This window comes from Pandoraea pneumonica (assembly GCF_902459645.1).
Lineage (GTDB): Bacteria > Pseudomonadota > Gammaproteobacteria > Burkholderiales > Burkholderiaceae > Pandoraea > Pandoraea pneumonica.
Genome location: NZ_CABPSK010000002.1, coordinates 88,342 through 101,066 on the forward strand (window position 1 = coordinate 88,342; position 12,725 = coordinate 101,066).

Annotated in this window: 14 protein-coding genes; all 14 read right to left on the reverse strand. The window is 63.5% G+C overall.

The window, feature by feature from the left end; genetic code table 11:
- Window positions 1–85 precede the first annotated feature (85 nt).
- A complete protein-coding gene (locus PPN31114_RS09520) occupies window positions 86–616 on the reverse strand; it encodes a TlpA family protein disulfide reductase (protein ID WP_370865860.1) in 531 nt (176 codons plus the stop codon).
- A gap of 69 nt (window positions 617–685) precedes the next feature.
- Window positions 686–1,336 (reverse strand): sulfur oxidation c-type cytochrome SoxX, encoded by a 651-nt coding sequence (gene soxX / locus PPN31114_RS09525; RefSeq protein WP_150679298.1) that lies wholly within the window; start codon window positions 1,334–1,336, stop codon window positions 686–688.
- 19 nt (window positions 1,337–1,355) lie between these two features.
- Complete coding sequence (gene soxA, locus PPN31114_RS09530; protein ID WP_370865861.1) at window positions 1,356–2,219, reverse strand: sulfur oxidation c-type cytochrome SoxA; 864 nt, start codon at window positions 2,217–2,219, stop codon at window positions 1,356–1,358.
- 87 nt (window positions 2,220–2,306) lie between these two features.
- Window positions 2,307–2,618, reverse strand: a complete 312-nt coding sequence (gene soxZ / locus PPN31114_RS09535; RefSeq protein ID WP_150679299.1) for a thiosulfate oxidation carrier complex protein SoxZ — start codon at window positions 2,616–2,618, stop codon at window positions 2,307–2,309.
- A 30-nt stretch (window positions 2,619–2,648) separates the two neighbouring features.
- Window positions 2,649–3,116 (reverse strand): thiosulfate oxidation carrier protein SoxY, encoded by a 468-nt coding sequence (gene soxY / locus PPN31114_RS09540; RefSeq protein WP_058376480.1) that lies wholly within the window; start codon window positions 3,114–3,116, stop codon window positions 2,649–2,651.
- 138 nt (window positions 3,117–3,254) lie between these two features.
- Window positions 3,255–3,584 carry a c-type cytochrome gene (locus PPN31114_RS09545; protein ID WP_150679300.1) on the reverse strand — a complete coding sequence of 110 codons (330 nt, stop codon included), beginning with the start codon at window positions 3,582–3,584 and terminating at the stop codon, window positions 3,255–3,257.
- An 82-nt stretch (window positions 3,585–3,666) separates the two neighbouring features.
- Entirely contained in the window at window positions 3,667–4,917 is a 1,251-nt protein-coding gene (locus PPN31114_RS09550) for a c-type cytochrome (RefSeq protein WP_246182488.1), read from the reverse strand.
- The gene (soxC, locus tag PPN31114_RS09555) at window positions 4,901–6,274 is read right to left on the reverse strand and encodes a sulfite dehydrogenase (RefSeq protein WP_150679301.1); all 1,374 of its coding nucleotides are present in this window, start codon (window positions 6,272–6,274) and stop codon (window positions 4,901–4,903) included. The genes PPN31114_RS09550 and soxC overlap by 17 nt, the downstream gene beginning before the upstream one ends.
- A gap of 168 nt (window positions 6,275–6,442) precedes the next feature.
- Window positions 6,443–6,787 carry an ArsR/SmtB family transcription factor gene (locus PPN31114_RS09560; protein WP_150679302.1) on the reverse strand — a complete coding sequence of 115 codons (345 nt, stop codon included), beginning with the start codon at window positions 6,785–6,787 and terminating at the stop codon, window positions 6,443–6,445.
- Window positions 6,788–7,177: 390 nt separating this feature from the next.
- Window positions 7,178–8,959 carry a ShlB/FhaC/HecB family hemolysin secretion/activation protein gene (locus tag PPN31114_RS09565; protein WP_150679303.1) on the reverse strand — a complete coding sequence of 594 codons (1,782 nt, stop codon included), beginning with the start codon at window positions 8,957–8,959 and terminating at the stop codon, window positions 7,178–7,180.
- Window positions 8,960–9,188: 229 nt separating this feature from the next.
- Entirely contained in the window at window positions 9,189–10,502 is a 1,314-nt protein-coding gene (locus PPN31114_RS09570; RefSeq protein ID WP_150679304.1) for an NAD(P)/FAD-dependent oxidoreductase, read from the reverse strand.
- A gap of 9 nt (window positions 10,503–10,511) precedes the next feature.
- Window positions 10,512–11,066, reverse strand: a complete 555-nt coding sequence (locus PPN31114_RS09575; protein WP_150679305.1) for a c-type cytochrome — start codon at window positions 11,064–11,066, stop codon at window positions 10,512–10,514.
- Window positions 11,067–11,083: 17 nt separating this feature from the next.
- A complete protein-coding gene (locus PPN31114_RS09580; RefSeq protein ID WP_150679306.1) occupies window positions 11,084–11,857 on the reverse strand; it encodes a BON domain-containing protein in 774 nt (257 codons plus the stop codon).
- A 119-nt stretch (window positions 11,858–11,976) separates the two neighbouring features.
- Complete coding sequence (locus PPN31114_RS09585; RefSeq protein WP_150679307.1) at window positions 11,977–12,564, reverse strand: phosphoheptose isomerase; 588 nt, start codon at window positions 12,562–12,564, stop codon at window positions 11,977–11,979.
- Window positions 12,565–12,725 lie beyond the last annotated feature (161 nt).

The following is a 12,725-nucleotide window of genomic DNA, read 5'->3' on the forward strand; positions in this document are numbered from 1 at the left end:
TCTCCCGTGTTACCCACTTGCCCGCCTGTCAGGCGAGCTTTCTATGTCATTGGTTGGCCGTCGCACGCGGCCGTTTGGCGCAGCGTTACTTGCCCGCGTAATCGGCCAGCGCCGCCACGTCCTCGCCAAACATCTCGCCCACTTCCTTGCGCAGCACTTTGCCGTCGCGGCCAATCACATACAGCTCCGGCAGCCCGCGCCGCTTGCCGAGCGCCGCCTGCCATGCCTCGTTATCCATGCCCGCCGGGAACGTGTAGTGGTGCGCTTTGATGTACTCGATCGCCTCCGTCGGCTTCTTGTCGATCGACAACGTGACGATCTGAATCGGCTTGCCACGCGTCGCGTCGTACAGCTTCTGAAGATGCGGATTTTGCTGCGCGCAGAACGGGCACCACGACGCCCAATACTCGACGATGACCGTACGGCCTTTGAACGACTCGGCCGATAGCGTCTTACCGTCGAACGTGGTCAGCGCAGGCAGCGTGACCGTGTCGCCGACTTCAACGGCTTGTGCAGGCATACCGAAGGCCATGATCGCGATGCCGAACATGGCGAACGCCAGCCGCCGCCAAGCGTGATCGCGGGCGGTACGAATCGAATGAAGCAGGGATGTCATGAGGCACTCCGGAAGCCCGCCGATTGCCTGTCGTCTTGACGCAGGCAATCGGCCGGTACGGCAGACGACTTACTGATTGACCGGCGAGGCCGGGTCGAGCAACAACGCCATCACGTCTTTCAACTGCTGCTCGGTGAGGATGCCTGCCGCGCCGAAACGCGGCATGTTCGAGCAAGCCATATAGCTATGCGAGTCGTAGACCTTCGCCCACGTGTACTTCACGACCTCGGGCGAATCGCCGCGCAGCTTGCCGTAGTGATACAACGACGGGCCGATGTTGCCGAACGAGATCTCGGCCTTGGTCAGTTGGTGGCACGCGTAGCAGTTGCCGCCATTGACCGTGTCGGCCTTGTCGGTGAACTGCATGCCGCGACCGTTCTGGGCCACCTTCTCGCCCTCTTTCCAGTCACCGAGATACTTGCCGTCCGCCGGTGCTTTGACGGCAGCCAGTTCGGCCTTTTGCAGACGTTCGGCAATCTTGGCCGGCATCGGCTTGGTGGCGTACTGGGTGCACAGCTTCTGCAACTCGCTCTGATCGATACGGTCGAGCTGTGCAATGCCCGACGGGCGGAACGAGTCGCGCAATTCCTGCACGACTGCCGCATCCGACGAGCCAGTCACGAGCTTAGCGCCCTCGCCCTGTGCGAATGCGGTGCCGATGACGAGTGCCCCGGCCGCGCCCAGCACGGCGGTCGCCGTGCGCAATGCGAATGTTTTCATGGGTGTGCCTCGTGATCGGTCAGCGCTTCAGGCCGGGGGCGTCCATCTTGCCGCCGTTGGCCATCACACCAAGGAAAGTAATCAGATCGATCGACGCCTGCGAGCCGTAGTTCAGTTCAGGCATGCGCTGCTGACGGAAGCAGTCGTACATGCGCCACTGAATCGTGCGCAGTGCGCCCTGCGAGACACGGTAGCCCGGCCACGTCGCAAACGCCTGACGGGCGGCGGCGGGCTTGGTCAGATTCGGCAGGTCTTGCAAGCGAATGCGCTTGTCGTCAGACCCATGGCACGATGCGCACGAAAAATCGTACGGACCGGCACGGTAATAGAAGATCTTTTGGCCGCGCGCATAAGCGTCCTTCTCTTCCTTGTGCGCCTGCGGCACATGGATGACGGCGCCGCGCGACTGGCCTGCCACGTAGGCAGTCAGCGACTCGAGATCGGTCGGGTCTTGCCCTTCTTTCGAGAACGGCTGCTTGATGACGTCGGCACGCTTGAACCCTTGCAGGTTCACCATGCATTCGACGATGCGCGACTCGGCGTCGAGCACACGTTTGGTATCGGGGAAATAGCGCGGCAGTTGCGCGTAGGCGTCTTTCACGACACCGGCACCGAGGCCGAGGTCGCACTGCGCGAGCGAGACGTTGTTCGGGCCGCGCGGCGTCTTCCAGAGTTCTTCGCCACGCATCTCGATGAGTTCGGCCGGATTCCCGTCGGCGAGCATCTCGCGATATTGCGCGATGGCTTCTGCCGTCGATTGTTCAGCAGCGAATGCGGGGGCGCTCACACCCGCGATGGCGAGCATGCCGCCGAGCACTGTCCGACGCAGCCATGTTTCGTGTCGCGGGGTGCTCACCCGTGCGCTATCTTGCGCATCAAGCATCTGACTCTCCTCTGTGTGGGTTGTTTGGCGCATCACGGGGACCCCGTGAGCGCCACCGCGCACTTCCCGGCGCTTGCTTCTTTTTCGTCAGGCGATGGCCGTTTCGTCGGTTCGCGTGTCGCCCTTGTTGTCGACCCACGTGACCGTGACCTTGTCACCCTTCTTGGCGCCCTTGAACTTGAACGACAGGAACGGATCCTTCGACACTGCCGGACCCCATTCCGCCGACAGCACCGTCTTGCCGTTGCAAGCGACCGTCACGGTCTGAATGAAGTGTGCGGGCACGATATTACCGGAAGCGTCTTTGCGCTGACCGGTTTCCATGATGTGGCTCATCAGCACCTTGACCTCGACGACACCGCCGGCCTCGGTTGCGCGAATGCGCATCGGGTTACCCATGTTTGGCTCCTCGTTATTCTCGTCGCGCGCTTAACCGCCGCAGCCGCCCAGCGTGACCTTGATTTCCTTCTCGGCCACGAGGTACTTGTTGTCCGCCTTGACGAGCGCATAGACCTTCGAGGTCTGGCCCATCTTGACGCGCGTAGTCACCGACGGGTCGGTGCCGTCAGGGATATCGAACGACGCCGCGAGGGTGTTCGGGTTCTTCTCGATCAGAATGGCGATCGATTGCGTATTCGGGGCCTTGCTCGTAACCGCCACCGGCACGACTGCACCGTTTTCGGCAATGTCGGGCGCGGTGAGCACGACCAGATCGCTCGGGCTGGCGCTCGTGCCACCCAGTGCCTTGACCGTATCGGCCACGCTCTTGGTGGCAAACGCCGCCTTGTTCCACTGCGCTTCGGCCGCGCGTGCCTCTTCGGGCTTGATCAGCCCGGCGGCCACCGCCAGTCCCATTACCGCGGAAAACCGCAGCATGTCGCGTCGCTGTTGGTTCATCTTCGTGTATTTCCTTCTTTGAAGGCCGCCAGTGCGAAGGCGCTCGAACATCCCGAGTCTCCCGCCACACTGGCCGCCGTTCGCCCGCGCTTCACACCCCGTAGTCGAGACGTGCCGCACGAGCCCCCTGCCCCGGACTTACTTGGCCGGGGCGCCTGCCAGAACCCAATCCACCAGGAGCTTGGCGTCGGCATCCGACATCGTCGGGTGTGCCGGCATCGGGATCGGACCCCAAACGCCCGAACCGCCACCCTTCACCTTCTTGACCAGCTTGGCCACGGCATCCTTGTCGCCCTTGTACTTCGCAGCGACGTCCTGATAGGACGGACCGACCAGCTTCTTATCGACAGCGTGGCAGCCCATACAAGCGTTGGCAGCCGCCAGCTTGGTCGCCGCTGCAACGTCGATACCGGCGTGAGCCAGCGAGGCACCGGCCATCATGGCCGCGGCGATCAACAACTTTTTCATCGTATCTCCTTCGATTTATGTAGGGGACGGTGGCCTGCGGCGGCAGGCAAGACAAAGCGCCGCCGTCGGACACCTTGCCCGCTCACTTTGCACCACGGAGAATCCAGTCGACCATCGTACGGACATCGGTCTCGGCGACCTGCGACTGCGGCGGCATTGGCATGCTGCCCCAGTTACCGGCACCTCCGGCACGTATCTTCGCCACCAGTGTTTCAGTCGCATCCGACTGCCCATGGTACTTAGTGGCGACCTCCGAGAAGGCGGGCCCGATCTTCTTGTCGGTCACGCCGTGACAGGCCAGACAACCGTTTTTGTCCGCAAGCGTTGCTGCCGGTGACGTCGCTGCGGCGGTTTGAGCCGGCGCGTCCGGACTCGCCATGCCAAGCGTGGCGAGAGCCGCCATCTTGCGCACCGACGCATTTTGCGCGGCAGTGCCTGAGAGCGGCGGCAGCTTCGTATCGACACCGCGCACCGGTCCGATGACTCGGTTTTGCGCGGCCAGATCTCCATGTGCGTCGCGGGCGTACGCAGGGAGTGCGGACGTCACGATACCAGCCTCAGGACAATCCTGCATACACGCGCGGTTATGGGTATCCGGTTTGTCTCCCACGCGCCACATGCCGTGCGCGCGCGTCATGCCGTTGCGATTGGGCATGCGCTTTTGTACATCGGCAATGTTCTTGTCGGACAGCACAAAATCGGCCGGTACGATTTCTCCCAAATTCAGGATATAAGCGGTTACGGCATAGACTTCGTCCGGCGTCAGTGATCTCGGTGCGTTCCACGGCATCGCGCGGCGGATGTAGTCCCAGATCGTGGAAACGGTGTCGACCTTCATCAGCGTGGTGCGCACCGGTTGGTTGTTCGCGCGCAGCGAAGCGACATGGCCGGTCTTGATGTCGTCGTCCGTCGTGCCGCCCACCAACGGGTTGAACACCTCGTTGCTCTCGCCGAACGTGCCGTGGCACGACGCACAGCGGGCATCGAACAACTTCTGCCCGTCGGCCACCGAACCTTGCCCCTTCGGCAAGCCCTTGAAGTCGGGGCGTACGTCGATATCCCACGCACTCAGTTCGGCGGGTGTGGCATCGCGGCCGATACCGGAGGGGGCTTTGATCTTGGGCGCGGCGGTGGGTGCGGCAGTCGATGCGGCAGTCGTTGCGTTGGCGGGCGCGGCCTTTGCAGGCGTGCTCAACCATGCGCTTACCGTCAGCCCGGCCACGGCAAGCGCGCTCGCCCAGAGGCACGCGATCGCCGCCGCCTGAGCGCGACGGCGCAACACCGTGCGCCGGTTCGGCTTCGGCATGCCATACGCTTTAGTCGACGTGAACATTGGTCACCTCCCCGCTGGCAGCCACTTGCCACGTCTGAATCGCATTGTTGTGATAAATCGATTTGGTGCCGCGCACGTCGCGCAACTGGCGATAGCGCGGCTGCACGAAGCCGGTTTCGTCCACCGCACGGCTTTGCAGCAGCGCAGGCGAACCGTCCCATTGCCAATCGAAGTTGAAGCGCGTGAGGCACTTCGGCAGCACCGGCGACTCGAGACGCGCCTGACGCCACGATTTGCCGCCATCGGTGGACACATCCACACGCTTGATGCGCCCGCGCCCCGACCATGCCAGCCCGGTCACGTTGAAGTAGCCGCGATCGAGCAGCGCTTGCCCGCCCGAGGGCGACGTAATCACCGACTTGCACTCCTGAATCGACGTGTACTGACGGTGCTGGCCGTCCGGCATCAGGTCGACGTAGTGACTCGTTTCATCCTTGGTATTCCACGGCGCGTCGCCGATTTTGATGCGGCGCAGCCATTTCACCCACGACACGCCCTGCACGCCGGGCACCACGAGCCGCAGCGGATAGCCGTTCTCGGGGCGCAGCATTTCGCCGTTCATGCCCCACGCGACCAGCACGTCCGAGAGCGCAGCTTCCATCGAAATGGTGCGCGTCATGCCGGAGCCGTCGCCGCCTTCGGCGAGCACGAACTGGCCGCGCTTGGTATCGGCACCCACATCGTCGAGCAGCACCGACAGCGGCACGCCCGTAAATTCGCAGCACGAGAGCATGCCGTGCGTGTATTGCACGGTAGGCACGGCCGAGTTGCCCCACTCCATGCCGGTGTTCGCACCGCATTCGATGAAGTGCATGCGCGAGACGGACGGCAACCGCATGATGTCGTCCATCGTGTAGACCTTCGCCTCGCGCACCATCCCGTGCACCATCAGCCGATGCTGCGTCGGGTCAATCTCCTGCCAGCCCTGATGGTGACGCTCGAAGTGCAGGCCGCTCGGGGTGATGATGCCGAACAAACCTTGCAGCGGCGTAAAGGCCACGGACGCTTGCGTCGTTTGCGTGAGCCCTGGCGATTGGCGGCGTTGCAGATTGGCTTCGAACTTCGACGGCATGCCGTAGGGGCGCGCCGCCACCGGCTGTCCGAGCGACGTCGCCCAAGGGCGCGGCTCGAGAATCATCGGGTCGCCGTCGCCGATCAGCTTGGGGGCATCGGCAGCAAACGCGGCCCCGCCCGCCAGCGCGGCGCCAGCGGCGAGAAAGCTGCGTTGCAGGAAGTTACGTCGTGTGGGATTCAGCCCATCGCGGGCGATATCGCCGGCCAGTGTGCCGTCGATGAAATTCTCCGGAGCCCGGCGCAAACGGCCGGCTCGCGATGTGTTATCGCTGGTCTTGCTCACCCTGTCTCCTCGCGTTTTGTGGCACCGGCCTGCGTCGCGAAGGACAGTGACCAGGCTAGGGCCGGTTCACACGACTACATGCGAACCGGCCCCGGAACTTCGCGCGGTCTCGTCGCCGCGCTGCACTACGGGTCTTGCAAAGTTGCGATGCTGCGCTGTCCTGCTCGACTAGCCGCGCGGCATAAAGCCGTCGACCGCCTGATGCGGCAGCGCTTCCTCCTCGATTCGGCCGGCGACCTGCACGCACACGGCGCGACAGATCTCGACCACCCCGGTATCCGCAATTGTGTAGTACACCTGATTGCCCTCCCTGCGCCGTCCCAAAACCCCCGCCTGATACATCGCGTTGAGGTGTCGCGACACGTTCGTCTGCGATGAATTCACCGCGCTCACCACATCGCTCACTGACTGTTCGCCGCCGCACAAGGCATGCAGAATGCGCAGCCGAGTCGGCTCCGAGAGCAGGCTGAAGTAGTGAGATACCTTTTCGAATACGCGGTCGAGTTCTTCCATGACGTTCGGCAATCAAGTTCGTGTGAAGGCGTGAATAAGACCGTATATGCCTACATACGCATATACGGATAATCGAAATAACGGCGCGGATAAGCAAGCTGCGGTGCAACATATCGGACGCCGATCTATTACGCGGTTTTCCGTCCGCTGGAGACGCGAAAATCGGATTCCCGTGTATACGGTCGGATATAGCGCGCAGCCGGTGATACCTGTGCCGGATGGCCGCCGAGAATGTCCTCGGCAAGTGGGCAATCGCTTCGCGCGCCACGTTCATCGCTGGCATCAGGGAAAAACCCGATAAGAAAAATGACTCGGGACGCCGCACCAGAGCACCCTGCTCTGCGTACGGCGTCCCGAAGGACGTCGGTCGTGACGCGCTGTGCATGCGCATCACTCGAACTGGTAGGAGTAATTCGCGTTGAAGCGCAGCGGTCGGTTCGGCGAGTTGGTGGGGGCGTCGGCCATCGGCTTGGCGACCGACAGATCGAGCGTGTAGTACTTCCGGTCGGAGATCCGCACGCCGAGACCCACCGACGCGAGGTTGTTATGCACGACCTGGCCGTAGTTCACGTAGACGCGCGCGGTGTCGGCGATCAGGTACGGCTGCACGGTCTTCAGATACCGGAAGTCAGTGCGGAACAAGCGATTGATTTCCAGCGACGCACCCCAGCCCTTGTCACCCGCCACTTCACCCGCCGGATAGCCAAGGCCGTAACGCGTGCCACCGAACGTGGCTTGCTCCGACGTGGGCAAGGTGTTGCCGCTGTACTGCGCGCCCGCCGAGACGACGACACCGAAGTCCCACGGCAATACAACGCCCTGCTTGGCGTCGAGCGTAAAGCGCCAAAAGCCCAGATCGTAGGGCCCGAGAATCTGCTGGATACCTGCTGGCTGCGTCGTGTACGACTGGCTCGCGCCCATGCCGTTAAAGCCCTTGAACACGCCCAGCGTGGCACTACGCGTTTGCTTGTCGGTGACTTCGTTGTACGCGAGCTGCACCTGGGCGGCACGCACATTGGCTTGTGAATTGATGAAATTCGGTGAGTCCGGCACTTCGTACCGGTCGCGCGAATTCACGCCGTACATGCCGCCGCTGGCCGTCAGGCTGCGCTGGTTGTTGAGCAGAATCGGATACGAGAGGCTTACCGCCACGCGCTTGGTGTCGAGGTGACGCGTCAGCCCTGCGAGGGCTTGATCGTCCGGCTGACCACGGTAGTGCGACGCATCCAAGCGCGCCTGCAAACCGTTCGAGCCGAGCGGCTGAATGTACGACGCCGAGTAAAACTCCTCGTCGTTGTGCCCTTTCGGCGCAATCGCCGTCAGTTGAATCTGCTCGCCAAGCGGCGTGAGCGCGTTGCTCGTGACCGTAAACACGCCGCGAATGCCGGGGTTGTTATACGAGAGCGACGTACCGGCGGCGATGGGCTGACGCGAGACATCCAGCGACAGTTCGGTCGCGCCATCGGTCTGCGTGGGCGGCTGCACGTCGGCCTTGATCTTCATGCCGGGCACGAGCGTGAGCAGGTTCAGATAGCGCTCGAACGTGGCGCGCTTGAGCGGGCGCTCGGCTTCGATGTGGGCGGCAATGTCGCGCAAGTGCTGCTCGGACGGCCCTGGCTTCCCCGTGATCTTCGTCGACGAGATATAGCCTTCGACGATCGTCACGCGCACGAAACCATTGGCGAAATCCTGCGCGGGCACGAAGGCGAACGACAGCAGGTAGCCCGCGTCCTGATACATCTTCGTGACTTGATTGGCCTTTTCCACCAGATCGCCGATCGTCACTTCCTTGCCCGCCATGGGGGCGAAGAGCGCCGCCACCTGATCGAACGGGATGGATTTCACCCCTTCGATACCGAAACGCTGCGGGGTGATCGGGCGGGCCAGCAAGGCCTTGAGGGCGTCGTCCTGCGAGGGTGGCGCAATGTGGATGGTGGCAGGCGCGGGCTTGGGCGCCTCGATCTTCGGAATGCTCTGCATCGGGTCGCCGCGCACCGGGCTGGCATCGGCCCACGCCAGTTGACTGGTGAGCAGACCGCCGATGGCAACCGACGTGGTGACGAGATGGACGATGCGAACAACGCGTGCGACTTGACGGCTGCGAACGGTCTTGACCGAGTCCCCGCGCGTGACGCGCGACGCAAGACGGGACCCTCCCTGGCGATACGCCATCCCTATGCCCCCCAACGCTTATTTTTTCGTGGAGCCAGTGTAACCGAGAGGCCGCAGCCCCCGTCAATGAAGGAAAGCAGGGGGACTGAGGCACCTACGCAACAATCTGGCGGCGATCAGACCGCAAGCTTGCAACGAGGGGATGGCAGTGAGATTTCGCGGCTTAGAGAAAACCTTCCAAACGCGCTGGACTATTGCGTTGCAGACCGAAATACCGCCGAGTGCCGCATCAGGCCAGCATGTCGGCCCAGATTCCTTGCGCCCACGCGAGCCCGAGCGCGAATTCGTCGCGATTGGCGTGCGGCGATGCGCCCCCCGTACCGGGCACCGGCAGCATGGTGCGCTGCGCGGCGTCATAGCGATGGACGCTGGCCACGTGCATGGCCTGCGTTGCCGAGACGAACGTGTAGCAGGTGTTGCTGTACAGCGGTTCGGGATTGACCGGCCGACCGGCCAGCGCTGCGACGATGGCTGCCGCGCACACCTTGCCGTGCTGGTTGGCCATGTGGCCCGACTTCGGCATTTGCGGCGCAATCTGGACCGCGTCGCCGAGCACGTGAATATCGGGCTGCGCGCTCGAGGCAAAGGTCAGGAAATCGACGTCGCACCAGCGCCCGTTGGCGGTGGCCAGCCCGCTTGCGGTGGCAATATCGCCCGCGCGCATGGGCGGGATGACGTTCAGCACGTCGGCCCGCACTTCCTCGCCCAGTTCGAAACGCGCCACCTGCTTGGCGCCGTCGATGACGACTTCCGTGCAATTGAACTGCGGGTGGTACTCGACGATATCGGCGAACTGCGTGCGCCAGACTTCGTGAAATTGTTCGGCTTCGGCCAACACTTCATCGTTGGCGTCGAAGATCAGCACTTTAGCGCGCGGCTTGTGCTGCTTGAGCCATGCGGCCGCCTGACAGGCGCGCTCGTACGGCGCTGGCGGGCAACGGAACGGGGCTTCGGGAATCGTGATGGCAAAGACGCCGCCCTCGGGCATGGCCTGCAAACGGGCGTGCAGCGCGGCACTCTCGCGCGCATCGGTCCAGCCCACGGGCAGCGCGTCGCGAACCGCCGCGTCGTTGAACCCGGCGATGGCGTCGCGGCGCAGCGCGATGCCGGGGGCGACGATCAGCTTGTCGTAAGGAAGTTTTGTGCCATCCGCGAGTTGCACCTGCTTGGCGGCCGCGTCGATGGCGTTGGCCCGCGTGCGCCGCCAGGTGACGCCATGACGGGCGACCAAACGGTCATACGGGACGGTGAGATCGCTCACCCGCAAGTTGCCGCCGACCACAAGATTCGACAACGGCGCGGAGACGAACGCCGCGTTCGGCTCGACGAGTGTCACGTCGACCGTGTTGCCCGAGAGCAGACGCAGATACTTGGCCGCCGTCGCACCGCCAAAGCCGCCGCCGATCACAACGACGCGCGCGCGTCCCTTAATTGGTGTGACCCACGGATTGGCGGATGGCGACTTTCCGGCTGCGAACGCGTCCGGCACGCTGGCCAACGTGGCCGCCGAGCCCAAACCGAGGAGAAAGTCGCGGCGATGCATGGCGCAGACCTATTGAGGCGCACGCGCCGCAGCGGGCGTGACAGGTTTGGGTGGTGCGGAGGATGGCGGCGACGGCTCGCGGGATGCTTGCACTGGCGGTTGTGAAGTCGCCGGTGAAGAGGACTGCAAGGAAGGCTGCGAAGCTGGCTGTGAAGCGAAATAAGCCGCGATGCGTTGCAACTCGTCATCGCGATAGCCCTTGAGCAATTGCGGCATGAGCGTGGCCGGACGCCTTTCGTCGTTGCCGACCGCTTTGCCCGCTGTTCCCGCGGTGCCTGCGGTGCCATTGCGCAACCCTTGCAGCGCAGCGACAAGCTCTGCCGCGGGACGCCCTTCGAGTTTTCGCAGCGCCGCCTTGCCCGGACTCACCGGTGCGGCAGCGTTATGGCACGTCATGCAGGCCATCGCCCAATCGCGGGCCTGCCAGTCGGGTTGCGTGGTGGCTGACTCAGATGCGCTGGCTGCCAACGCCGTCAACGCCAACCCCGCGGCCAGAATGAACGGCGCCGGCATCATCCGAAGACGATGCCGGCGGTTCGATCCTTCCAGGAGAGGTGCGCGCATGCGCGCGAAGCGTGCCGTCAGTTGCCCGTCTTATTCGACGGGCCGGGCTTGATCGGTGCGTCGCTAATCGGTGCGGGCGACGACAACGGCTTGGCCGTCACGGTGTCGGTGCCAATCGGCGTCGTCGTCACGGTGGCGGCATTGCTGTCGTCGCTTTGCGCCGGGGCCGGATTCTTCTGCGCTTCGGTCGACAACCGTTGTGCTTCTTCCGGCTTCACGTATTCATACAGCTTGATGACCTTTTGCACGCCATCGATGCGGCTCGCCACATTGGCCGCGATACGGCCTTCTTCTTCCGACACGAGACCCATCAGATACACGTCGCCGCGCTCGGTCACCACCTTGAACACGTTGGCCGAAATCTCCTTCGTGTTGATCAGGTTGGCCTTGACCTTGCTGGTGATCCACGCGTCGTTGGAGCGCGAGCCAAACGAGCTCTTCGGTCCGATCGCGAGTTCGTCGACGATACCGCGCACGTTGCTGATCTGCTTGACGATGTCCACCGCACGTTGCTTGGTGTTCTCGTCCGGCACTTCGCCGGTGAGCAATACGCGACGGTTAAAGACGGTCACGTTCACATGCACGGCGTCGTCGGTCAGCGTGTTGGCGGTATTGGCTTCCGCCTTGACCTGAATTTCACGGTCTTCCGTCTGCGCACCGACTGAGCGGCGGTCCGTGGCGACCAGTGCCCCGGTGGCGGCACCGCCGAGGATGATGGGGGCGCAACCGGCCAGGGTTGCAGTGATCAACGCAGCCGCTACCAGCGGCCTGACTGCGCGTTGGAAACTCATCGGGCATTCTCCTTGTTGGATGGGTCGTACGGGCCGGCCCCCGCCGTCCCCTGCCGACACCGCCCGCCCCCGCGGACTGGTGTGCGTGATGATCTTGACGCCTTACAGTGACATTAGGTTCACGCGTCGCCGAATAGCATCGCGTCGACCAGGTCGCACAGGCAGTGGATGGTCAGCAGATGAACTTCCTGAATACGCGCGGTGCGATCGGCGGGCACGCAGATGTGAACGTCCAGTTCACCCAGTGCCGCGTTGACCTTGCCACCGCCTTTGCCGGTCAGGGCGATCACGTGCATTTCGCGTTCATGTGCCGCTTCGATGGCGGCGAGCACGTTGCCCGAGTTGCCCGACGTGGTGATGGCCAGCAGGATGTCGCCGGGTTGCCCGAGCGCACGCACCTGCTTGGAGAAGATCGCGTCGAAGTTGTAGTCGTTGCCCACTGCCGTCAGGATCGACGAGTCGGTGGTCAGGGCGATCGCCGGCAGTTCGGGGCGTTCGCGCTCGAAACGGCCGACGAGTTCGGCGGCGAAGTGCTGGCAATCGGCAGCCGATCCGCCGTTACCGCAAGCGAGGATCTTGTTGCCGTTGGACAGCGCATTGAACATGACCTCGGCGGCGGCGGCGATGGGGTCGGCAAGCGCGTCGCGCGCGGCCAGCTTGGTTTCGACGCTATCCGTGAAGTGTTGTTGAATTCGTTCGATCGACATGGTCGTTGTGCCAGGGTGTCGCAAAAGCTGTCGGCCCGGTGTGGGCGCAGTGTCCCTGCATGGCCGACGATCACAGCCGTCAATCGCGAAATCCCGGAAAAGCCCGAGCCCGCTTGGAGACGGCACTTTCGCAAGTGTAACAGGGCGCGCCCAGCGGGGTC